This window comes from Aeromonas aquatica, from assembly GCF_000764655.1.
Taxonomy (GTDB): Bacteria; Pseudomonadota; Gammaproteobacteria; order Enterobacterales; family Aeromonadaceae; genus Aeromonas; species Aeromonas aquatica.
This window is the reverse complement of record NZ_JRGL01000011.1, coordinates 20188-40414: the sequence shown is the minus strand read 5'-3', so window position 1 is coordinate 40414 and position 20227 is coordinate 20188. Positions and strand designations below refer to the sequence as shown.

23 protein-coding genes are annotated in these 20227 nt (G+C 59.9%); 17 read left to right on the top strand and 6 right to left on the bottom strand.

All coding sequences use genetic code 11. The features are described 5' to 3' along the window. Nucleotides 1–157: 157 nt before the first annotated feature. From LG30_RS0102910 to LG30_RS0102895, 4 genes are all read left to right on the top strand, one after another. Nucleotides 158–1165: a Fe(3+) ABC transporter substrate-binding protein gene (locus tag LG30_RS0102910; protein ID WP_081965967.1), complete on the top strand. Its 1008-nt coding sequence runs from the start codon at nt 158–160 to the stop codon at nt 1163–1165. A 39-nt stretch (nt 1166–1204) separates the two neighbouring features. Next, complete coding sequence (locus LG30_RS0102905) at nt 1205–2830, top strand: ABC transporter permease (protein WP_033129212.1); 1626 nt, start codon at nt 1205–1207, stop codon at nt 2828–2830. 71 nt (nt 2831–2901) lie between these two features. Continuing rightward, nucleotides 2902–3936, top strand: a complete 1035-nt coding sequence (locus LG30_RS0102900; RefSeq protein WP_033129211.1) for an ABC transporter ATP-binding protein — start codon at nt 2902–2904, stop codon at nt 3934–3936. An 81-nt stretch (nt 3937–4017) separates the two neighbouring features. Continuing rightward, nucleotides 4018–4923: a Dyp-type peroxidase gene (locus LG30_RS0102895; protein ID WP_033129210.1), complete on the top strand. Its 906-nt coding sequence runs from the start codon at nt 4018–4020 to the stop codon at nt 4921–4923. Nucleotides 4924–5117: 194 nt separating this feature from the next. Here the strand turns inward: LG30_RS0102895 and argR are convergent, their stop codons facing one another. Then, entirely contained in the window at nt 5118–5588 is a 471-nt protein-coding gene (gene argR, locus LG30_RS0102890) for a transcriptional regulator ArgR (RefSeq protein ID WP_005308670.1), read from the bottom strand. A gap of 200 nt (nt 5589–5788) precedes the next feature. On the opposite strand from argR, the gene LG30_RS0102885 reads away from it, so the two are divergent. The 7 genes from LG30_RS0102885 to LG30_RS0102860 all read left to right on the top strand — a co-directional run bounded on the left by LG30_RS0102885 (nt 5789) and on the right by LG30_RS0102860 (nt 10964). Beyond that, on the top strand, nt 5789–6529 hold the full coding sequence (locus tag LG30_RS0102885; RefSeq protein ID WP_033129209.1) for an ATP-binding cassette domain-containing protein: 741 nt from the start codon (nt 5789–5791) through the stop codon (nt 6527–6529). A gap of 24 nt (nt 6530–6553) precedes the next feature. Beyond that, entirely contained in the window at nt 6554–7294 is a 741-nt protein-coding gene (locus LG30_RS0102880) for a transporter substrate-binding domain-containing protein (RefSeq protein ID WP_033129208.1), read from the top strand. Between the two features lie 3 nt (nt 7295–7297). Next, entirely contained in the window at nt 7298–7948 is a 651-nt protein-coding gene (gene artQ, locus LG30_RS0102875; protein WP_033129207.1) for an arginine ABC transporter permease ArtQ, read from the top strand. Nucleotides 7949–8054: 106 nt separating this feature from the next. Then, nucleotides 8055–8180 carry a hypothetical protein gene (locus LG30_RS22855; protein ID WP_274518482.1) on the top strand — a complete coding sequence of 42 codons (126 nt, stop codon included), beginning with the start codon at nt 8055–8057 and terminating at the stop codon, nt 8178–8180. A 2-nt stretch (nt 8181–8182) separates the two neighbouring features. Next, nucleotides 8183–8845, top strand: a complete 663-nt coding sequence (artM, locus tag LG30_RS0102870; RefSeq protein ID WP_033129206.1) for an arginine ABC transporter permease ArtM — start codon at nt 8183–8185, stop codon at nt 8843–8845. A 242-nt stretch (nt 8846–9087) separates the two neighbouring features. Next, a complete protein-coding gene (gene mdh, locus LG30_RS0102865; RefSeq protein ID WP_033129205.1) occupies nt 9088–10023 on the top strand; it encodes a malate dehydrogenase in 936 nt (311 codons plus the stop codon). A gap of 368 nt (nt 10024–10391) precedes the next feature. Further along, nucleotides 10392–10964, top strand: a complete 573-nt coding sequence (locus tag LG30_RS0102860; RefSeq protein WP_161785788.1) for a tetratricopeptide repeat protein — start codon at nt 10392–10394, stop codon at nt 10962–10964. A gap of 91 nt (nt 10965–11055) precedes the next feature. On the opposite strand, the gene hmpA is transcribed toward LG30_RS0102860, so the two are convergent. Then, nucleotides 11056–12249 carry an NO-inducible flavohemoprotein gene (hmpA, locus tag LG30_RS0102855; RefSeq protein WP_033129204.1) on the bottom strand — a complete coding sequence of 398 codons (1194 nt, stop codon included), beginning with the start codon at nt 12247–12249 and terminating at the stop codon, nt 11056–11058. Nucleotides 12250–12360: 111 nt separating this feature from the next. Between hmpA and LG30_RS0102850 the strand changes: the two genes are divergently transcribed. Further along, on the top strand, nt 12361–12834 hold the full coding sequence (locus LG30_RS0102850) for an Rrf2 family transcriptional regulator (RefSeq protein ID WP_033129203.1): 474 nt from the start codon (nt 12361–12363) through the stop codon (nt 12832–12834). 31 nt (nt 12835–12865) lie between these two features. Here the strand turns inward: LG30_RS0102850 and LG30_RS0102845 are convergent, their stop codons facing one another. Together LG30_RS0102845 and LG30_RS0102840 are read right to left on the bottom strand one after the other, a co-directional pair. After that, nucleotides 12866–14146 (bottom strand): HlyC/CorC family transporter, encoded by a 1281-nt coding sequence (locus LG30_RS0102845; protein ID WP_033129202.1) that lies wholly within the window; start codon nt 14144–14146, stop codon nt 12866–12868. Nucleotides 14147–14185: 39 nt separating this feature from the next. Next, nucleotides 14186–14977, bottom strand: a complete 792-nt coding sequence (locus LG30_RS0102840) for a cytochrome C assembly family protein (RefSeq protein ID WP_033129201.1) — start codon at nt 14975–14977, stop codon at nt 14186–14188. Nucleotides 14978–15264: 287 nt separating this feature from the next. Here LG30_RS0102840 and ffh point away from each other — a divergent pair, with 287 nt between their 5' ends. The 5 genes from ffh to rplS all read left to right on the top strand — a co-directional run bounded on the left by ffh (nt 15265) and on the right by rplS (nt 18790). Then, nucleotides 15265–16644 (top strand): signal recognition particle protein, encoded by a 1380-nt coding sequence (gene ffh / locus LG30_RS0102835; RefSeq protein WP_033129200.1) that lies wholly within the window; start codon nt 15265–15267, stop codon nt 16642–16644. Between the two features lie 186 nt (nt 16645–16830). Continuing rightward, the gene (rpsP, locus tag LG30_RS0102830) at nt 16831–17079 is read left to right on the top strand and encodes a 30S ribosomal protein S16 (RefSeq protein ID WP_033129199.1); all 249 of its coding nucleotides are present in this window, start codon (nt 16831–16833) and stop codon (nt 17077–17079) included. Nucleotides 17080–17103: 24 nt separating this feature from the next. Next, on the top strand, nt 17104–17625 hold the full coding sequence (gene rimM / locus LG30_RS0102825) for a ribosome maturation factor RimM (protein WP_033129198.1): 522 nt from the start codon (nt 17104–17106) through the stop codon (nt 17623–17625). Nucleotides 17626–17659: 34 nt separating this feature from the next. After that, nucleotides 17660–18406 (top strand): tRNA (guanosine(37)-N1)-methyltransferase TrmD, encoded by a 747-nt coding sequence (gene trmD / locus LG30_RS0102820; protein ID WP_033129197.1) that lies wholly within the window; start codon nt 17660–17662, stop codon nt 18404–18406. 36 nt (nt 18407–18442) lie between these two features. After that, on the top strand, nt 18443–18790 hold the full coding sequence (rplS, locus tag LG30_RS0102815; protein WP_005313505.1) for a 50S ribosomal protein L19: 348 nt from the start codon (nt 18443–18445) through the stop codon (nt 18788–18790). Between the two features lie 129 nt (nt 18791–18919). Here rplS and LG30_RS0102810 read toward each other — a convergent pair whose 3' ends face one another. Both LG30_RS0102810 and mutH read right to left on the bottom strand, forming a co-directional pair. After that, entirely contained in the window at nt 18920–19243 is a 324-nt protein-coding gene (locus tag LG30_RS0102810; RefSeq protein ID WP_033129196.1) for an isoamylase early set domain-containing protein, read from the bottom strand. 83 nt (nt 19244–19326) lie between these two features. Further along, a complete protein-coding gene (gene mutH / locus LG30_RS0102805) occupies nt 19327–20001 on the bottom strand; it encodes a DNA mismatch repair endonuclease MutH (RefSeq protein ID WP_033129195.1) in 675 nt (224 codons plus the stop codon). Between the last annotated feature and the right edge of the window lie 226 nt (nt 20002–20227).

The window sequence follows — 20227 nt, the reverse complement described above, 5'->3', positions numbered from 1 at the left end:
CATCGAGAGGCTGGGTGGGATTCCATCCGGCCTCTTTGTTTGGTCGATGGTTAAATATGTGATCCTACCTGTGTAAACGACCTTGATACTGTTGTCTCGACTGTGCAGAATGCAAACGAAAATAGTTATCAATCGATACATGTACAAGGAATGGATGATGAAAATGAAGATGTTGGCGCTGCTCTTCTCCTCGCTGGTCACCCAGTCGGCATTGGCTGCAGGGGAGGTGAACGTCTACTCCAACCGGCAAGATGAGCTGATCAAGCCCATCATCCAGCAGTTCGAGAAGGAATCGGGTATCAAGGTCAACGTGGTGTTCGCCAAAGAGGGGCTGAACGAGCGTCTGGAACGGGAAGGCAAGCTCTCCCCGGCGGATCTGATGCTGACCGTCGACATCAGCCGTCTGACCGATCTGGTGGACAAGGATCTGGTGCAGCCGGTGGACAGCAAGACACTGCAGGAGAACATCCCCTCCATCTATCGTGATCCGGACAACAAGTGGTTCGCCCTGACCACCCGGGTGCGCGCCATCTACTCCAGCAAGGATCGTCTCGGCAAGCTCGACACCATCCGCTACGAAGATCTGGTCAAGCCTGAATTCAAAGGAAAAATTTGTACCCGCAGCGGCAAGCACGAGTACAATGTGGCGCTGGTTTCGTCCATGATTGCCCATCACGGTATGGCGGACACCAAGACCTGGCTGGAAGGGGTCAAGGCCAACCTGGCGCGCAAGCCGCAAGGCAACGACCGGGATCAGGTCAAGGCGATCAAGGACGGTATCTGCGATCTGTCGCTGGGCAACAGCTACTACCTGGGCGCCATGCTGAAAGACCCGGCGCAGAAATCCTGGGCCGAGGCGGTTTACATCAACTTCCCGAACCAGGCTGATCGCGGTGCCCACGTCAACGTGAGCGGCGTGGCCATGACCAAGTACGCCAAGAACAAGGACGCCGCCCAGAAGCTGATGGAGTTCCTCTCTGGCGACACCGCCCAGCACATGTATGCGGACGTGAATGCCGAGTATCCGGTCAAGGCCGGGGTCGAGCCTTCCGCCATGGTCAAGTCCTGGGGCAGTTTCAAGTCTGACTCCCTGCCGGTCAGCGACTATGCCAAGCACCGCAAGGACGCCTTGCAGCTGCTGGATGAAGTGAAATTCGACTTGTAATCAGATGGGGCCTAAGGCCCCATCAATCGCTGTGGTCTCATGAAAAATTTTGGATGGATTGCCGGCAGCTGGGCCACCGCCCTGCTGCTGGGTTTGCCGGTGCTTGCCCTCATCTTCTCTGCCTTCTCGGCAGACGGAGACCTGTTTCGCCACCTCGCCGATACGGTACTGCTCGATTACCTTGGCAACACCTCAGGGCTGGTGCTGGGGGTAGTGCTGCTCAGCCTGCTGTTCGGGGTGCCCACCGCCTGGCTGGTCGCCATGTGCCAGGTGCCGGGGCGCCGCGCCCTGCAGTGGGCGCTGATGCTGCCCATGGCCATGCCCTCCTACATAGTGGCTTACGTCTATACCGACCTGCTCGACTACTCGGGCCCGCTGCAGGCGGGGCTGAGATCCCTGTTTGACTGGCAAAGCCCGGTCGATTACTGGTTCCCGGCCATCCGCTCCCTCGGCGGTGCCGCCTGGGTGCTGGCGCTGGTGCTCTTCCCCTATGTCTATCTGCTGGCGCGCGCCTCCTTCCTGGAGCAGTCGGTCAGCCTGATCCACTCCAGCCGATTGCTCGGTTGCACCCCCTGGCAGAGCTTTCGTCGCCTCAGCCTGCCCCTGGCCCGTCCTGCCATCATGGTGGGGGCGTCGCTGGTGGCGATGGAGACACTGGCAGACTTCGCCACAGTCCACTTCTTTGCCATCAACACCCTGACGACGGCCATTTACGACACCTGGCTCGGCTATGGCAGCCTGGCCACAGCCGCCCGGCTCTCCTGCCTGATGTTGCTGGCTGTGGTGCTGCTCATCGCCCTGGAGCGCCGCTCCCGCCAGCGCCAGCAGGTGTTCCAGAAATCCATGGGCCATGAGCAGCCCCTGCGCTACCCCCTCAAGGGGGCCAGCCGTCTGCTGGCCGGGCTCTGGTGCTGGGGACTGGTGCTGGCCGGTTTCGGCCTGCCGTTCGTCATACTGCTGGACTACGGGGTGCGCTACTTCGAGTTGTCGTGGACGCCGGAATTCGTGCGTTTCGCTGGCAACAGTCTGCTCATCTCGGCCCTGACTGCCCTGCTCGCCATGGCCATAGCCCTGCTGCTCGGCTTCTTCCGCCGCCTCGATGGCGGCACCCGCAGCCTGCTGCCCCTGCGCATCGCCGCCACCGGCTATGCCATGCCGGGCACAGTGCTGGCCATCGGGGTGCTGGTGCCGCTGACGGCGCTGGATTTTGGTCTCAACGATCTGGCCGAGTGGCTCGGGATGCAGGGGCCAGGCCTGCTGCTGACCGGCACCCTCACCGCCATCGTATTCGGCTACCTGGTGCGCTTCGTGGCCATCGCCATCGGCTCGGTGGAGAGCAGCATGGGCAAGGTCTCCCCCAGCCTCGACATGGCGGCCCGCTCCCTGGGGCAGGGGACGGGGGGCATGCTGCGCCGGGTGCATCTGCCCCTGGTGAGACGCGGCCTCTTTGCCGGTGCCATGCTGGTGTTCATCGAATCCATGAAGGAGCTGCCCGCGGCTTTGCTGCTGCGGCCGTTCAACTTCGAGACCCTGGCCACCCACGTCTACCAGTTCGTCTCGGACGAGATGCTGGAGCGGGGGGCGCTCGGCGCCATCGTCATAGTGCTGGTGGGGCTGGTGCCGCTTATCTGGGTCAACCGCAGCCTGGACAGCCCGGGTCACTAGGCCCGTTATCAGGGTATATGAGGGCATCCCGGCCAGCGGCGGGGATGCCATGAAACGAGAGGAACCGAGTCGTGTCTTGCTTGCAAGTAGAGAAGGTAAGCTGCCGTTATAACGGCCAGAACGTGCTGGAACAGCTCTCCCTGACGGTGGCCGACAACGAGATCGTCTGCCTGCTCGGGGCGAGCGGCTGTGGCAAGACCACGCTGCTCAAGGCCGTCGCCGGCCTGCTGCCGCTGGCGGAAGGCAGCATTCGTCTCGGCGAGACCCTGCTGGATGGGCCCGGTGTGACGGTGTCGCCTGAGCGCCGCCACATCGGCATGATCTTTCAGGATTACGCCCTCTTCCCCCACCTGACGGTGGCCGAGAACATCGGCTTCGGGCTGACTCGGGTGCCTCGCGACAGCCGCCAGCAGCAGATCGAGGAGGCGCTGACCCTGGTCAACCTGCAGGGGCTGGGGGATCGCTATCCCCATCAGCTCTCCGGTGGCCAGCAGCAGCGGGTTGCCATCGCTCGCGCTTTGGTCTGCAAGCCCAAGTTGATGCTGCTGGACGAGCCCTTCTCCAACATTGATACCCAGGTGAGAATGAAGCTGATCCTCGAGATCCGCGCCCTGCTCAAGCGTCAGGGAATCGGCGCCATCTTCGTCAGCCACAGCAAGGAGGAGGCGTTCGCCTTCGCCGATCGGCTGGCGCTGTTCCGGGCCGGTCATATCGAGCAGGTGGGCCAGCCGGAGCAGCTCTATCGCCGCCCCGAGAACCGCTTCGTGGCGGAATTTCTCGGCGGGGTCAACTATCTGGCGGCCGAGGTGGTGGACAGCCACTGCGTGCAGACAGCGCTCGGGGTCATCTGTGGCCATGAGCCGCACGGTCGCGTCCCGGGAGAGCGGCTGCAGCTGATGCTTAGGCCCCAGCAGTTGGCGTTGACGGCCGCCGCTGACGGCGACTTGCTGGTGCGGGAGCAGCAGTTCCTCGGCCATCACTGCCGGGTGCTGGTGGCGTGTGGGGAGCAACTACTGGAGGCCAGCATCGGCGAGCCGCTGGAGGGGGAGAGGGCGCGGGTCACTGTGGCCCCCCATGCTCTGGTGCTGTTCGACTCTTTGCCCTGATAGCGATGTGAAATCAAGGAATTGGCCCGGTTCCGGTTTATAATCCCGCCACGCCTTTAGCCAATGTCTTTGGAGAGAGAAATGAAAGCCCAAGCCGGGATCTGCGCAGAGCCGAATCTGCACGCCCTCTATCTGATGTTCAATCGCACCGGTGACGGCGCCGAGTTGGCGGCCCGTCTGGCCAAGCTGCCGCTGCTGTGGGATGCGGTCGCCGCCGACTTCCCGGCGGCCGGTTTTTCCGGTCTGGTTGCCGTGGGCGCCGAAGGCTGGGATGCCATCTATCCGGCCGCCCGTCCGCCCCAGTTCCGCGGCTTTATGGCGCAGTCCGCCAATGGCCAGGAAGCGCCGAACACCCCCTTCGATCTGTTCGTGCAACTGCGTGCCGACCGGGTGGACGTGCTGCATCACGCCGGTCAGCGGGTGATGGCGCTGCTGGCGGGCCTGGTAACGCTTGCCGAAGAGGTGCGGGGCTTCCGCAACCTGGACTGCCGGGATCTCACCGGTTTCGTCGATGGCACCGAGAACCCGCAGGATGAGCACAGGGCCGAGGTGGCACTGCTGGAAGGCGGCGAGTTCGCCGGCGGCTCCTACATCCATGTGCAGCGCTGGGTCCATGCCCTGACCGACTGGCAGAAGCTGGCGCTGAAGGAGCAGGAAGACATCATAGGCCGCACCAAGGTCGACAACATCGAATACGAGTCTGCCGACAAGCCGCTGACCTCCCACATCAAGCGGGTCAATCTCAAGACTCCGAAGGGCGAGTCCATGGAGATCCTGCGCCAGAGCATGCCCTGGGGCACCATGCGCGAGCAGGGGCTCTACTTCATCTCCTGCTGCCGCACCCCCCAGCACTTCAACGCCATGCTGGCCAGCATGTACAAGGGGGAGGGCAGCCACTACGATCATCTGCTGCGTTTCACCAAGGCGGTGACTGGTGTGGCTCTCTTCGCCCCCTCGCAAGATTTCCTGCTATCCCAGGGGAAATGACAGCACGAATACGCTGTAGAAATGAGCCTAAGCAAGCGGTCTGATATGGATCTCTGACCCTGTCGGCTCAGCTGTGGCAGTGGCAGCAGCGCCCGCGTACCCGTCAGGCGGCATGCAGGCCGCACAGATAACAAAAATCCCGGCCTAGGCCGGGATTTTTCGTTCAGGTCACAGGGCCGGGAAGGCCTGCCTGATCAAGGAGTCTGTTCGAACAGCTCGAGCGCCGAGAGGTAGAGTTCTTCGATGTCGGTGTCGCTGGTCGGGGTGATGAAGATGGTGTCATCACCGGCGATGGTGCCGAGGATCCCTTCGGCCTTGCCGAGGGAGTCGAGCAGGCGGGCGATCAGCTGGGCCGCACCCGGGCTGGTGTGGATCACCACCAGGGCACCGTTGTGGTCGACATCCAGCACCAGGTTCTTGAGCGGGCTGGAGGTGGTGGGCACACCCAGTTCCACCGGCAGGCAGTAGACCATTTCCATCTTGGCATTGCGGGTGCGAACGGCGCCGAAGCGGCTCAGCATGCGCGAGACCTTGGATTGGTTGATGTTCTCGAAGCCCATCTCTTGCAAGGCAGTGACTATCTCTGCCTGGGAGCCGAAGCGCTCCTCTTTCAGCAGGGCTTTAAAGGCCTTTGCCAGTTTTTCTTGCTTGTCGTTATGTTTCATCTTGGACTCACGAATGAGGGGTGTGGCCGCCTGTCACGCTCAGGCGGCAGATACGAACAGCGCTGCTATTTTGCATTCATATGCCGGTTTTGGCAAGGAAGCGGCGCTTGTTCTGCATATTGATTCAAATATAGCTTGCATCCACCCAACCTGGCGCTAGAATCAGGACGAAATTTTGAAAACTTATTCAATTGGGCTGTATGGGTATTGAATTAATCGGCATCGAAAAATCCTGGCACAAGGTGCAGGTACTGCAACAGGTCAGCTTCAAGACCGCTCCCGGCGAGACCTTGGTATTACTGGGCCCAAGCGGTGCAGGCAAGAGTTCGCTGCTGCGCATGATGAACCTGCTGGATACCCCGGATGCCGGTGTACTGCGCATCGGCGACAATGAATTTTCTTTCCCGTCCTCCCTGTCGACGGCGGAATTCAACCGTCAGGCACAGGCCCTGCGCCGCAAGGTGGGCATGGTGTTCCAGCAGTACAACCTCTGGCCCCATCTCACCGTGATGGAGAACCTCATCGAGGCGCCGGTCAAGGTGCTCGGCATGAGCCGCGAGGCCGCCATCGACAAGGGGGCCTACCTGCTCGCCCAGCTGCAACTGGCCGACAAGCGCGACGCCTGGCCGGCGCGCCTGTCCGGTGGTCAGCAGCAGCGGGTGGCCATCGCCCGTACCCTGATGATGGATCCGCAGGTGCTGCTGTTTGATGAGCCGACCGCGGCACTCGATCCTGAAATAACCAAAGAGGTGGCGGAGATCATCCGCACCCTGAGCCAGACCGGCATCACCCAGGTGGTGGTGACCCACGAGGTGGAGTTCGCCCGCAAGGTGGCCAGTCAGGTGATCTATCTGGAGAAGGGGCGGATCATCGAGTCCGGTAGCGCCGCCATCTTCCAGGCCCCGCAAACCAGCCGGTTTGCCGAATTCTTGATGCATTGATACTGAGTCGATAAGGAAGCTGTCATGAAAAAGAGTCTGCTGTTGATCGCCGCCATGGGCCTGCTGAGCACCTCAGTGCTGGCCAAGGAGATCAAGTTCGCCACCGAGGCGACCTACGCGCCGTTTGAATACCTGGATGACAAGAACGAGTTCCAGGGCTTCGACATCGACCTGGCCCGCGCCATCTGCGCCCAGGCCAAGCTGGAGTGCAGCTTCCACAACCAGGCCTTCGACAGCCTGATCCCCAGCCTCAAATTCCGTCGCTACGATGCCGCCATCGCCGCCATGGACGTGACCCCGGAGCGGGCCGCCCAGGTCGACTTCTCCGACATCTATTACGAAAACTCCGCCGTATTCGTGGCCAAGAAGGGCAGCTTCAAGGGCCCGGAAGAGATGGTCGACAAGACGGTCGGCGTGCAGAACGGCTCCTCCCATCAGTCCTACCTGGTGGATAACTGGATCAGCAAGGGCCTGCTGACCGTGCCTTACGCCAGCTACCAGAGCGCCTTCCTCGACATGATGAACGGTCGTACCGACGGCGTCTTCGCCGACACCGCCGTCGCCGCCGACTGGCTCAAGCAGCACAAGGATTACGGCGTGATCGGCGCCCCCGTGACCGACGCCAAGTACTTCGGTACCGGCTTTGGCATCGCGGTGGCCAAGGACAACCAGGAGCTGCTGGGTCAACTGAACAAGGGGCTGGCCGAGATCAAGGCCAATGGCACCTATCAGAAGATCTATGACAAATACTTCGCGCAGAAATAAACCATGTTGAGCCTGTTGTTGGACGCAGCCTGGATGACCCTGGGGCTGGCCTTGGCATCACTGGTCGGGGGCATGGCGCTGGCGCTGGGGTTCAGCGCCGCCGAGCTCAGCAAGCGCAGTTGGTTGGTGTGGCCGGTGGCCACCCTGACTACGCTTATCCGTGGCCTGCCCGAGCTGCTGGTGGTGCTGTTCATCTACTTCGGCTCGACCCAGGTGCTGTTCCTCATCACCGGCGAGTATGTGGAGTTCAGTCCCTTCGCCTGCGGCGTATTGGCGCTCTCCCTGCTGTTTGCCAGCTACGCCACCCAGACCCTGCGGGCCGCGCTCAATGCGGTGCCCTCGGGGCAGCGGCTGGCGGCGCTGGCACTCGGCCTCGGCAGGGGCCACATCTTCTTTCGTATCGTGCTGCCCCAGGCCTGGCGCCACGCCTTGCCCGGGCTCGGTAACCAGTGGCTGGTGCTGCTCAAAGACACGGCCCTGGTCTCCCTTATCGGGGTGAACGAGATGATGCGTCAGGCGCAGATGGCATCGGCCAGCACCTATGAACCCTTCACCTGGTATGCCGCTGCGGCCCTCATTTACTTAGGCATCAGCCTGGTGAGTGAGTTCGGCCTCAAGCAGGCTGCCCGTTATACCCGTCGCTACGGAGGTTAAGGACGATGAATAACTATCTCATGACCCCGTTGGTGAACTTGGTGAGGGAGTTTGGCCTCAATCTCACACTGGCGGCCCCCTATACCCGTCGTTACGGAGGCTGACCATGCAGGACTATTTCTTGACCCTGCTGGGGGGATTAGTGACCACCCTGCAACCGATCGTCGTCAGTCAGCTGAGTGAATTCGGGCCCAAGCAGGCATCCTTTTATATCCGCCATTACGGAGGCTGACCATGCAGGACTATCTCATGACCCTGCTGGGTGGTCTGGCGATCACCCTGCAGCTGACGGCATTCAGTTTGTTGCTCGGCGTGCTGCTGGCGATTGGCATGACCTGGGTGCTGGAGCGGCGCATTCCGGTGGCGACCCAGCTGGTGCAGCTGTGGGTGCTGATCTTCACCGGCACGCCCCTGCTCATCCAGATCTTCCTCATCTACTACGGCCCGGGTCAGTTCGAGTGGCTCAAGGCCGGCCCGCTCTGGCCGCTGCTCAAGCAGCCCTGGTTCTGCGCCGTGCTGGCCCTGGGCTTCAACACCGCGGCTTATTCCACCCGGCTGTTCAAGGGGGCGCTCGACGCCATCCCGGCCGGCGAGGTGGAGGCTTGTCGCTCGCTCGGCTTCTCGGCCGGACAGACCCTGTGGATGAAGGCGCGTCACGCCGCTCGCCGGCTGGTGCCCGCCTACTCCAACGAGGTGATCCTGGTGCTCAAGGGCAGCTCGCTTGCCAGCACCATCACCATCATGGATGTTATGGGGCTGGCCCAGCGTCTCAACGCCCAGACCTATGACACCCTGGCGGTGTTCACCGTGGCCGGTGCGCTCTACCTGACCATGAATGGATTGTTAACAATTGGTTTCCGTTGGTGTGAAAGACGAGCTCTGGCATTTCAGTCTTGAAACAGCCGTAATTACCTCTTAATGGTGAGAGAGGCACAGGAAATCTGTGCCTTTCCTCCCATTTATCGCAGATTCCTCTCCATTTTCATCACCGCTTGTTTCCTGGCTCACAGAACCTGTGATTACAACTGTTATCAGATTGTTTTTTCGCAGGGGATCCTTTAAGGTGAGGCCCACAATAAGAAACAGCTTTAATCCAACTAGAAACAACCTTAAACCTACGCTGAAACATGGAGTTGATCATGAAAGTTGCCGTTCTGGGTGCCGCCGGTGGCATCGGCCAAGCCCTCGCTCTGCTGTTGAAAAATCGCCTGCCTGCTGGTTCCGAACTGAGCCTGTATGACATTGCCCCGGTCACCCCGGGCGTGGCGGCGGATCTGAGCCATATCCCGACTGACGTGAAAGTAAAAGGTTTCTGCGGTGAAGATCCGAGCCCTGCTCTGGTCGGCGCCGATGTCGTGCTGATCTCCGCCGGTGTGGCCCGCAAGCCCGGCATGGATCGTTCCGACCTGTTCAACATCAACGCCGGTATCGTCAAGAATCTGGTGGAGAAGTGCGCGGCCAGCTGCCCGAAGGCGCTGATCGGCATCATCACCAACCCGGTCAACACCACGGTCGCCATCGCCGCCGAAGTGCTGAAGAAAGCCGGTGTCTATGACAAGCGTCGCCTGTTCGGCGTGACCACTCTGGACGTCATCCGCGGCGAGACCTTCGTGTCCGAGGCCAAGGGCCTGAACATCGACAAGATCCGTGTCAACGTGATCGGTGGCCACAGTGGCGTGACCATTCTGCCGCTGCTGTCCCAGATCGAAGGGGCCAGCTTCACCGCAGAAGAAGCGGCTGCCATGACCAAGCGCATCCAGAATGCCGGTACCGAAGTGGTGGAAGCCAAGGCCGGTGGCGGTTCTGCCACCCTGTCCATGGGTCAGGCGGCCTGCCGCTTCGGTCTGTCCCTGATCAAGGGTCTGCAGGGCGAAGCCAACGTCATCGAATGTGCCTATGTGGAAGGCAACGGCGAGCACGCCACCTTCTTCGCCCAGCCCATCCTGCTTGGCAAGAACGGCGTCGAGTCCGTACTGGACTACGGCAAGCTGAGCGCCTTCGAGCAAGAGTCCATGAACAGCATGCTGGCCACCCTGAAGGCCGACATCCAGCTGGGCGTCGACTTCGTCAAATAAGCCGCATCGTCAGCCATAAGGGGAGCTTCGGCTCCCCTTTGTCATGATGGGGACTGCCCGATCACCGAGTGAGAGGAACTAAGGAGATGGCGCTTGCTGCCGATAACCGAGAGCAGCAGGAGATCTCCATGATGAAACCCAGTACCCTCGTCGGCCTTATCTGTTTATGCAGCCTCCCCTTGCAGGGGGCCGAGACGGTCTCGACTGCCTCGCCAACTCAGGCGCCTGCGGTGTCTGCTGCCATTGCGCCATCCATACCCGCCTTATCCACTCCGGCGCCGGCTGTTCCCGTCGTGACAGCGTCAGCTCCTATACCGACCGCTCCCGCGGCTGCCCCAACATCAGCACCGGCACCGGCATCCGCCCCCTTGCCCGAGCCGCTGAGCACGGGCCTGCAGGCGGTACAGCTCTATCGGCAGGATGAGCTGCTCAACTGGATTGAACAGGGCCGCCATCTGACCCGGGTGAAGCAGGACAGATGCCAGCTGACCCAGGACATAGAGGCGCGCGCCTCCGTGATGAAGATCCCCGCCTACCAGTTCCTGTGGGGTGACATGCTGGCCTGGGGAGTCTGCATCAAGCCCGATGCCCAGATGGGCGTGCAATACATGTGGGAGGCGGCCGATCAGGGGCTGGCGCCCGCGCTTGAACAGTTGGGCCGCTACTACTGGAAGGGGATACTGGTGCAAAAGGATCTGGCGCGAGCCGAGACCCTGATGCGAGAGGCGGCCAGCCTTGGCTTCCAGCGGGCACAGATCGAATGGGTCGAGATGCTACTGCAGGGCATGGGCAGTCCGCTGGATTATGAGGAGGCCTATCACTGGCTGCACGGCACCGTCATCGGTGACAAGGCCACTCACCAGAAGGCGGCGAGCCTGCTGAACCGGCTCGGCAATCGCATGCCCGCCAACGCTATCGCCCGCGCCAAGGCGATGCGCTGATCTCTGTCTGATGTGATGCCGGATATGACAAGGCCCACGAACCTGCGTTCGTGGGCCTTGTTGCATCTCGCCGTGTCAGGATACGGGCGTCTTATAGATCCTGATGGGGACCAAAGACCTCGTAGTGCATCCGCTCGGCAGGCACACCCAGCGCGAGCAGCTGGGCCTTGATCGCCTTCATGAACGGGAGGGGGCCGCAGAAGTAGTAGTGGGCATGGGCCGGAATGAGGTCGGTGACCTGCTCCAGCGCCATGGTGCCGCTGAAATCATAATCTTCCCCTTCCACATCCTGCTCGGCAGGGGTGCGATACCAGACTCGACTCTGCAGGTGGGCGTGTTGCCGGCTCTTGGCCTGGATTTCCTCCTTGAAGGCATGGACGGCGCCCTGTTCGCAGGCGTGCAGCCAGCGGATGTCGGCAGCCTGCGGCTCGGCCAGCCGCTGGTTGAGCATACTCAGCATGGGGGTGAGGCCCACGCCGGCACTGAGCAACACCACTGGACTGCTGGCGTCGGCCTGCAGGAAGAAGTCACCGGTCGGCGGCATCAGCGCCACCTCGTCACCCGCCTGCAGCTGGTCGTGCAGCAGGTTGGAGACCTGACCCTGGGGCTCGCGCTTGACGCTGATGCGATAGTCGCGGCCGTTGGGGGCATCGGAGAGGGAGTATTGGCGGATCTCCTGATACTCCAGCGTCGGGTGGTTGAGCTGGATGCTGAGGTATTGGCCCGGTTTGAAGGCGAGTACGGGCTTGCCATCGGCAGGGGCCAGCACGAAGGAGGTGATGAGTTCGCTCTCTTTGCGCTTCTCCTTGATGATGAAGGGGCGGGCACCCTGCCAGCCACCGGCCTGCGCGGCTCGCTCCTGATAGATCTCGCTCTCCCGGCCGATGAAGATGCCAGCCAGCACCCCATAGGCCTTGCCCCAGGCATCCAGCACCTCGTCGGTTACCGCACTACCACCCAATTCTTTGAGCGTGGCCAAGAGATGACTACCTACAATGTGATATTGTTCCGGCTGGATAAGGAAACCCGTGTGCTTGTGGGCGATGCGTTCCACCGCGCCGGCCAGGGCACCTAGGTTGTCGATGTTCTTGGCGTAGGCGGCCACGGCGTTGAACAACGCCAGCGGCTGGCCACCGCTGCGTTGATGGGCCAGGTTGAACACATCCTTCAGCTCGGGATTGTGGCTGAACATGCGTTGATAGAAGTGCTGGGTGAGGGCCGGCCCCGCCGATTCGAGCAAAGGGATGGTGCTTTTGATGACGGCGATGGTGCCTTGGTCTAACATAGGAGGTCCTTTTTAATTGAACATATAAAATGCCACTTAATAAGTTGCATCCTAAATGTTTAATTGATCTGGATCAATCATCAATTTCTTGCGCTATGCGCCACAGGCACTATGAGACTAACTAGCTATACCGATTTTGGATTGAGAGCCCTGCTCTATCTGGCGACCCTGCCGGAAGGCGAACTGTCGAGCGTGGCCAAGGTGTCCGCCCTGTACGACGTGTCCCGCAATCACATGGTGAAGGTGGTGAACCAGCTGGTGAAGCTGGGCTATCTGCAGTCCCAGCGCGGCAAGAACGGCGGGATCCGCATGGCCTGTGCGCCGGAGACGGTCAATATCGGTCAGGTGATCCGGGCACTGGAAGGCAATCTGGACGGGATAGACTGCAACTCGCCGGTCTGTCATATCGTCTCGGTCTGTCTGCTGAAGAGTGCCTTGAAAGAGGCGATGAATGCCTTCCTGGCGGTGATGGACAGCTATACGCTGCAAGACTTGCTGGCCAACCGCGCCGAGTTGCAACAGGTGTTCGGCGAGCTGATCCCGACCCTGGTGCTTGAGCTGGAGCCGGACGAAGAAAACGAGTGAGACGAAAAAGGCTGCCATCGGCAGCCTTTTTTCAATCCTCGTAACCCGATTCGTTGCGGTAGAGATGCGGCATGATCCGCGCCATTTTCACCATGTTGTTCTCAACTTCAATGATCTCGATGGGATAGCCCGCCAGCCTGACGCTGATGTTCGGTTGGGGGATCTCCTCCAGGTATTCCAGGATCACCCCGTTGAGAGTGCGTGGGCCCTCGATGGGCAGGTGCCAGTTCATCTCCTTGTTCAGCTCGCGGATGCTGGCGGAGCCTTCCACCAGGAAGGAGCCGTCCGGCTGGGGGTGGATCTCGTCGCTCGGGGTCGGCGTCATGGAGGTGGTGAAGTCACCGACTATCTCCTCGAGTATGTCATCCAGGGTGATCAGCCCCTGAATATCCCCATATTCATCGACAATCAGCCCGATCCGCTCCTTGTTGCGCTGGAACTTGGCCAGTTGCACGTTGAGCGGTGTTCCCTCGGGAATGAAGTAGATGGGATCGACCTCCCGCAGCAGGCTGGACTTGTTGAATTGATCCTTGGCGACCAGCCTGAGAGCATCCCGTGCGTGCAAGAAGCCGACAACATCATCGATGTTGTCGCGATAAAGCAGGATCTTGGTATGGGCGCAGTGAGCCAGCTGACGCAGTATCGTCTTCCAGTCATCGTTGATGTCGATGGCGAAGATCTCGCTGCGCGGCACCATGATGTTCTCCACCGTCATCTTGTCCAGATCCAGGATACCGATCAGCATCTCCTGATGGCGCTGGGGGATCAGGCTGCCCGCCTCGTTGACGATGGTGCGCAGCTCTTCTGCGTTGAGCGAGTCATTCTTGGCGTGGTTCAGCCCCATCAGCCGGAGCAGCACGGTGGTGATGCCGTTGATGAGCCAGACGAAGGGGGAGAGGGGGACCATCAATCCCTTGAGGATCCAGGAGGCCGGATAGGCAATCTTCTCGGGGAACATGGCGGCCAGGGTCTTGGGGGTGACTTCGCCGAAGACCAGAACCACCAGGGTCAGGCCTACGGTGGCGATTGCGATGCCGAGATCCCCGAACAACCGGATGCAGACGATGGTGGCGATGGCGGACGCCAGGATGTTGACCAGGTTGTTGCCGATGAGGATGAGGCCGAGCAGACGGTCCGGCCTGGCCAGCAGTTTTTCTACCCGGCGGGCTGCCTTGTGTTTGGTCTGGGCCAGATGCCGCAACTTGTATCGGTTGAGGGACATCAGGCCGGTTTCGGAGCTGGAGAAGAAGGCTGACAAGAGGATCAAGATAACGAGGACAATCAGCAATGTGCTCGTCGAGATACTGTCCAAAAAAGGCTCCTGTTGGATGGTGAGGCGATGGACGGGCCGTCAGCTCAGCAAGACTTCCTTGACGAAACGGCTGCCAAAATAGGCCAGGGTCAGGATGACGCTGCCGACGAGGCTCAGGGTGATGACCTTGCGGCCACGCCAGCCGCGGCTGTGATGGCCCCATAGCAGCAACACGTAGACACACCAGGCGAGGATCGACAGGACCGCCTTGTGGGACTTGCCCTGAGCAAACATGTCTTCGAGGAAGAACATGCCGGAGGCGATGGACAGCGTCAGCAGGAACAGGCCGGCCGAGATGAGCTGGAACAGACGCCTCTCTACCGTCATGAGCGGTGGCATGGCGGGCAGGTTGCTGATCTTTCTGGATTTCAGCTGCCTGTCCAAGTAGGCCAACTGCAATGCAAAGAGGCAGGCAATCATCAGCACCGAGTAGGCCATCAGGGCGAGCCCGATGTGCAGCAGCAACTGGGGGTGGGCCTCCAGGTGAGTGATGTAGCGGCCGGGGATGAGGGCGCTCGCCGCGAGCAGCAAGGCCGAGAAACTGTAGACCACGGGCAGCAGGATCCAGCCGTTGAAGCGGCGGGTCACGCAGGTCATGAAGCAGCTGATGATGAGGGCGACCAGAGAGGCGACGTTCAGCATGCTGAGATTCTGGCCGGACTGAGTGGCCAGCACTTCGCTGCCCACAGCGATACCGTGGGCCGTCAGGGCCAGACCGATGCAGGCAAACAGCGACACTTGCCCGACGGGCTTGGCACTGAGCAGCAGATGCAGCGAGGCGATGATGGCCAGCAGGTAAAACGCCAGGGCCAGAACAGAGATCACGATCATAACCAGGTCGTTGTTAAACAAGCTTTATGAGTAAAGAGAGGCAGTATACCTTGCACAAGATATGCTCGCCAGTTGTGCCAGGGACTAACTGCCCATATATAAGTAGCAGGTGACCGCCCCGTGCGGTGAATAATCGTCCTCTGGCGTTGACTGAGGTATAATGCGCCTCATCTATTACGCCTGACCATGCTGATGGCAGGTGGCCGCTGTGCGGCGAATCATCGTCCTCATAGTGCTGACTGGGGTATAATGCACCCCATTTGTTACGCCAAGAACCGGAATGCGTCATGTTTGAGAATTTGACTGAACGACTCTCGCGCACCCTGCGCAATGTCAGCGGCCGTGGCCGACTGACCGAAGAGAACATCAAGGATACCTTGCGTGAAGTGCGCATGGCGCTGCTCGAGGCGGACGTCGCCCTGCCGGTCGTGCGTGACTTCGTGGCGCGGGTCAAGGAACGGGCCGTCGGTCAGGAAGTGGCCAAGTCCTTAAGCCCGGGCCAGGCATTCATCAAGATAGTGCATGGCGAGCTGGTCTCGGTCATGGGCGAGGCGAACGAGCAGCTCAACCTGGCCGCCCAGCCGCCGGCCATCATCCTGATGGCCGGTCTGCAGGGTGCCGGTAAGACAACGACCGTGGCCAAGCTGGCCAAGTTGCTCAAAGAGCGCAGTAAGAAGAAGGTGCTGGTGGTCAGTGCGGACGTTTATCGTCCCGCGGCGATCAAGCAGTTGGAGACCCTGGCCGGCGACATCGGGGTCGACTTCTTCCCGAGCGACGTGACCCAGAAGCCGGTGGCGATCGCCACCGCCGCCATCGATCAGGCGCGCAAGAAATTCTATGACGTGGTGATCGTCGATACCGCCGGTCGCTTGCACGTCGATGGCGAGATGATGGCGGAGATCCAGGATCTGCACGCCACCATCAAGCCGGTCGAGACCCTGTTCGTGGTCGATGCCATGACGGGCCAGGATGCGGCCAATACCGCCAAGGCGTTCAACGAGGCGCTGCCGCTCACCGGCGTGATCCTCACCAAGGCGGACGGCGACGCCCGCGGCGGTGCCGCCCTGTCCGTGCGCCACATCACCGGCAAGCCGGTCAAGTTCATCGGTATGGGCGAGAAGACAGACGCGCTGGAGCCCTTCCACCCGGACCGTCTCGCTTCCCGCATCCTCGGCATGGGGGACGTGCTGTCGCTCATTGAGGAGGTGGAGCGTACCGTCGATAAAGAGAAGGCCGCCAAGCTGGCCAACAAGGTCAAGAGTGGCAAGGGCTTCGATCTGGAAGACTTCCGCGAGCAACTGGCGCAGATGCGCAACATGGGCGGCATGATGGGCATGCTCGACAAGTTGCCCGGCATGTCCGGCCTGCCGGATAACGTCAAGGATCAGATGGACGACAAGCTCACCGTGCGCATGGAGGCCATCATCAGCTCCATGACGCCCAAGGAACGTGCTCATCCAGATCTCATTAAGGGCTCCCGCAAGCGCCGCATCGCCGCGGGCTCCGGCATGCAGGTGCAGGACGTGAACAAGCTGCTCAAGCAGTTCACCGAGATGCAGCGCATGATGAAGAAGATGTCCGGCAAGGGTGGCATGCGCAAGATGATGGGTCAGATGAAGAACATGCTGCCACCCGGATTCGGCGGCGGTGGTCGTGGCCCGTTCTGATCCCGAGTGATTCAACCAGCGCAAGGGCCCACAAGATGTATGTGGGCCTTTTTCATGATGCATCCTGCGCAAAAAATGGCTGGTTTGGTTGCAATTATTACGAATCCAAGTAGAATTACGCGGCTTATTTTAAGCTAGGGTCCGCGTGTTTGCGGGCCTTGTTCATTAGATGTTAATGAGGACGATATGGTAACCATTCGTTTACAACGTGGTGGCGCGAAAAAGCGTCCGTTTTACCAGGTAGTAGTTACTGACAGCCGTTGCGCCCGTGACGGTCGTTTCATCGAACGTGTTGGTTTCTTCAACCCGGTTGCTACCGGCAACGCTGAAAAGCTGAAGCTGGACCTGGCTCGTATCGAGCATTGGGTTGCTACTGGTGCCGCTGTTTCTGACCGCGTTGCCAAGCTGATCAAAGACGCTGCCAAAGCTGCTTAATCAGTCAAACGGTAGGGAGTTAAGGTGGAAAAACCTATTGTTCTGGGCACCCTGGGTACCGTATACGGCATCAAGGGCTGGCTTAAAGTGAACTCCTTCACCGATGTTGCCGAAGCGATTTTCGATTACAACCCCTGGCTGATCAATCAGAACGGGGTATGGCGTGAGATTCAGGTTTCGGCCTGGAAGCGTCACAACAAGGGTCTGATCTGCAAGCTCGATGGTATCGATGTGCGCGAGGATGCCCTGGCATTGACCAATGTCGAGATTGGCGTACCCGCCGATCTGTTGCCTGCGTTGCCCGAAGGTGAGTTCTACTGGCGTGACCTGATTGGTTGCTCGGTATCGACTACCAAGGGATACGACCTGGGCAAGGTGACCGAATTGATGGAAACCGGCTCCAACGATGTGTTGGTGGTTGAGGCCAATGTAAAAGATGCCTTTGGTGCTAAGGAACGGTTGATTCCGTTCCTGGAAGAGCAGGTGATCAAGAACATTGATCTGACTGCTCGAACAATCGAAGTTGATTGGGATCCTGGTTTCTAGTTTCCCGCGCTAACACGGGTGCCGGAGGTTTCTTATGTGGATTGGGGTCATTAGCCTCTTCCCGGAAATGTTCCGAGCCATTACCGAGCACGGGGTAACGGGTCGGGCCGTCAAGAGTGGCCTGCTGCAGATTGAGTGCTGGAACCCTCGGGATTTCACCCACGACAAACACCGTACGGTCGATGATCGTCCTTATGGTGGTGGGCCCGGAATGCTGATGATGGTGCAGCCGCTGCGTGATGCGATTCATGCAGCCAAGCAAGCGGCGGGAGACGGGGCGAAAGTCATCTATCTCTCTCCTCAGGGACGCAAGCTGACTCAAGCGGGCGTGACCGAGTTGGCGACGAATCAGAGATTGATTCTGGTCGCCGGTCGATACGAAGGTATCGATGAACGCGTGATACAAACCGAAGTCGACGAAGAGTGGTCTATCGGGGATTACGTGTTAAGTGGTGGCGAGTTGCCTGCCATGACCCTGATCGATGCGGTTTCGCGTCTGGTCCCAGGGGTCCTGGGTGATCAGGCCAGTGCCGAGCAGGACTCCTTCACGGATGGCCTGCTGGATCATCCCCACTACACTCGGCCGGAGTTGTTGGATGGATTGGCGGTGCCGGAGGCGCTGACAAGCGGCAATCACGAAGTGATTCGGCGCTGGCGGCTCAAGCAATCGCTCGGACGAACCTGGCAGAGAAGGCCGGAACTTATTAACAACCTAGCTCTGACTGACGAGCAAGAATCACTTCTTGCCGAATATGTCCGCGAAGTGCGTGACTGCGTCTAAGTAGAGTTTTCAGTTTATCCTAGGTAAGGAAAGACAATGAGCAAGATTATTCAGCAGCTTGAACAAGAGCAACTGCGTACCGACATCCCGGCATTTGCCCAGGGCGACACCGTACGTGTTCAAGTTCGTGTTAAAGAAGGTGGTAAAGAGCGTCTGCAGGCTTTCGAAGGCATCGTCATTGCCAAGCGTAACCGCGGTCTGCACTCTGCTTTCACCGTTCGCAAGATCTCCAACGGCGAAGGTGTTGAGCGTGTATTCCAGACTCACTCTCCGCTGATCCACAGTGTAGAACTGAAGCGTCGTGGTGATGTTCGCCGCGCCAAACTGTACTACCTGCGCAACCTGTCCGGCAAAGCTGCTCGTATCAAAGAGAAGCTCAACTAATTCGATTCGAATTGGTGTCGACATGTCGGCGAAAAGCTCGACAGGTAGTGAAAAGGCTCGCCAATGGCGAGCCTTTTTTGTGTCCGCAATTCGGGTACCGGCCAGACGCGCCAGTGTTCTGGTCGTCGCCTACTGACTGACCCGCACCACTGAGTTGTCACGTCCGAAGGGGCCGGGCACATAGTCATCTGCCGCCCAGTCGTTGTCGTAATGGGTCTCTCCCCCGGGTTGCACCAGCTGGTAACAGTACTCGAAATGGTTGGGACCATCGGTGGGCAGATTGAGGGTCGTCTTGAATTCCCCGTTCTTCATTCGTTTGAGTTCGATGGGTTGCCACTGGCTGAACTCCCCCAGTAGCAAGATCTGCTCGGCCTCGCCCGCGGCCTCTTTTTCCACTGCAAAGGTCACCTTGACCTCGGGACGCGACTTGAGAAACTGCTTGTTTATCGGCATGTAGCCTCCTTGTCACTGACTGCGAAGAAAATGGTGTTGGTTATTTTTATACCACTTTATGACAGGAATGTTGATAGTGAAGATCAAACGGGCAGGGCGAAGTGGCGTTGCAGCAGCCGATGGGTGAACTCAATCTTGAGATAAAAACCCCGTGGCAGGGTCTGGATCGGCTGGCCGTTGCGGCCGATGGCGCGGGTCAGGGCCTTGCTGTTCGCCGCCTTGGGCCTTAGCTGCATCACCTGGCCATGGCGGGCGCTGATCTGCTCCACTTCCCCCAGCACTATCATGTCCATCAACTCTTCCCAGTCCTGACGCAGCAACCGATCTTCTTCCTCGTTTGGGCTCCACAGCAGCGGCATGCCGACCCGGCGCTCGCCGATCGGGATCTCGCGGCTGCCCTCCACCGGGATCCAGAGTACCCGGGAGAGCTTGTTGCGCACGTTCGACTCTTCCCAGCGCTGGCCGCTGACACCGATCAACGGCGCGACGCAGACGAAGGTGGTCTCCAGCGGCTTGCCCTGAGGATCCACCGGGATCGTCTTGAGCTCTATCCCCAATTCCGGGAAGTCCTGCTCCGGCCTGCTGCCCGCGCTGGCGCCCAGTTGCCATTCGATCAACTGGCCGATCCAGCCCTTGTCCCGCCGCAGATCCCGTGGCACCGGGATACTCGCATCGGCGGCGAGCTGGGCCAGGGGAAGCCCCGCCATGGCATAGGCGCGCGCCAATAATTCTTGCTCTGACTGGGGACTGGTGGGCATGAAGGACTCCTGTGAGATGAATGAGTCTAGCAAATCTGCTTTTCGCTGAGGATCGCTGTTTTTATAACCGATCACTGGCCAACTGTGCACAGGGGAGGGGAGATTGCCAATAATCATCTATGGTGATGATTTTAAAGGAATTTGACTTTTTATGCCAGCCGTTGGGATCGGAGGATCCTCGCTGAAACGAGTTGTCCAAGGGTTTGGCCTGGCTGTTGCACATAGT

Coding starts and splice junctions, on each gene's coding strand:
- LG30_RS0102910 (WP_081965967.1), top strand. CDS start 158: ATGAAAATGAAGATGTTGGCGCTGCTCTTCTCCTCGCTGGTCACCCAG.
- LG30_RS0102905 (WP_033129212.1), top strand. CDS start 1,205: ATGAAAAATTTTGGATGGATTGCCGGCAGCTGGGCCACCGCCCTGCTG.
- LG30_RS0102895 (WP_033129210.1), top strand. CDS start 4,018: ATGAAAGCCCAAGCCGGGATCTGCGCAGAGCCGAATCTGCACGCCCTC.
- argR (WP_005308670.1), bottom strand. CDS start 5,588: ATGAAACATAACGACAAGCAAGAAAAACTGGCAAAGGCCTTTAAAGCC.
- LG30_RS0102885 (WP_033129209.1), top strand. CDS start 5,789: ATGGGTATTGAATTAATCGGCATCGAAAAATCCTGGCACAAGGTGCAG.
- LG30_RS0102880 (WP_033129208.1), top strand. CDS start 6,554: ATGAAAAAGAGTCTGCTGTTGATCGCCGCCATGGGCCTGCTGAGCACC.
- artQ (WP_033129207.1), top strand. CDS start 7,298: ATGTTGAGCCTGTTGTTGGACGCAGCCTGGATGACCCTGGGGCTGGCC.
- LG30_RS22855 (WP_274518482.1), top strand. CDS start 8,055: ATGCAGGACTATTTCTTGACCCTGCTGGGGGGATTAGTGACCACCCTG.
- artM (WP_033129206.1), top strand. CDS start 8,183: ATGCAGGACTATCTCATGACCCTGCTGGGTGGTCTGGCGATCACCCTG.
- mdh (WP_033129205.1), top strand. CDS start 9,088: ATGAAAGTTGCCGTTCTGGGTGCCGCCGGTGGCATCGGCCAAGCCCTC.
- hmpA (WP_033129204.1), bottom strand. CDS start 12,249: ATGTTAGACCAAGGCACCATCGCCGTCATCAAAAGCACCATCCCTTTG.
- LG30_RS0102850 (WP_033129203.1), top strand. CDS start 12,361: ATGAGACTAACTAGCTATACCGATTTTGGATTGAGAGCCCTGCTCTAT.
- LG30_RS0102840 (WP_033129201.1), bottom strand. CDS start 14,977: ATGATCGTGATCTCTGTTCTGGCCCTGGCGTTTTACCTGCTGGCCATC.
- ffh (WP_033129200.1), top strand. CDS start 15,265: ATGTTTGAGAATTTGACTGAACGACTCTCGCGCACCCTGCGCAATGTC.
- rpsP (WP_033129199.1), top strand. CDS start 16,831: ATGGTAACCATTCGTTTACAACGTGGTGGCGCGAAAAAGCGTCCGTTT.
- trmD (WP_033129197.1), top strand. CDS start 17,660: ATGTGGATTGGGGTCATTAGCCTCTTCCCGGAAATGTTCCGAGCCATT.
- rplS (WP_005313505.1), top strand. CDS start 18,443: ATGAGCAAGATTATTCAGCAGCTTGAACAAGAGCAACTGCGTACCGAC.
- LG30_RS0102810 (WP_033129196.1), bottom strand. CDS start 19,243: ATGCCGATAAACAAGCAGTTTCTCAAGTCGCGTCCCGAGGTCAAGGTG.
- mutH (WP_033129195.1), bottom strand. CDS start 20,001: ATGCCCACCAGTCCCCAGTCAGAGCAAGAATTATTGGCGCGCGCCTAT.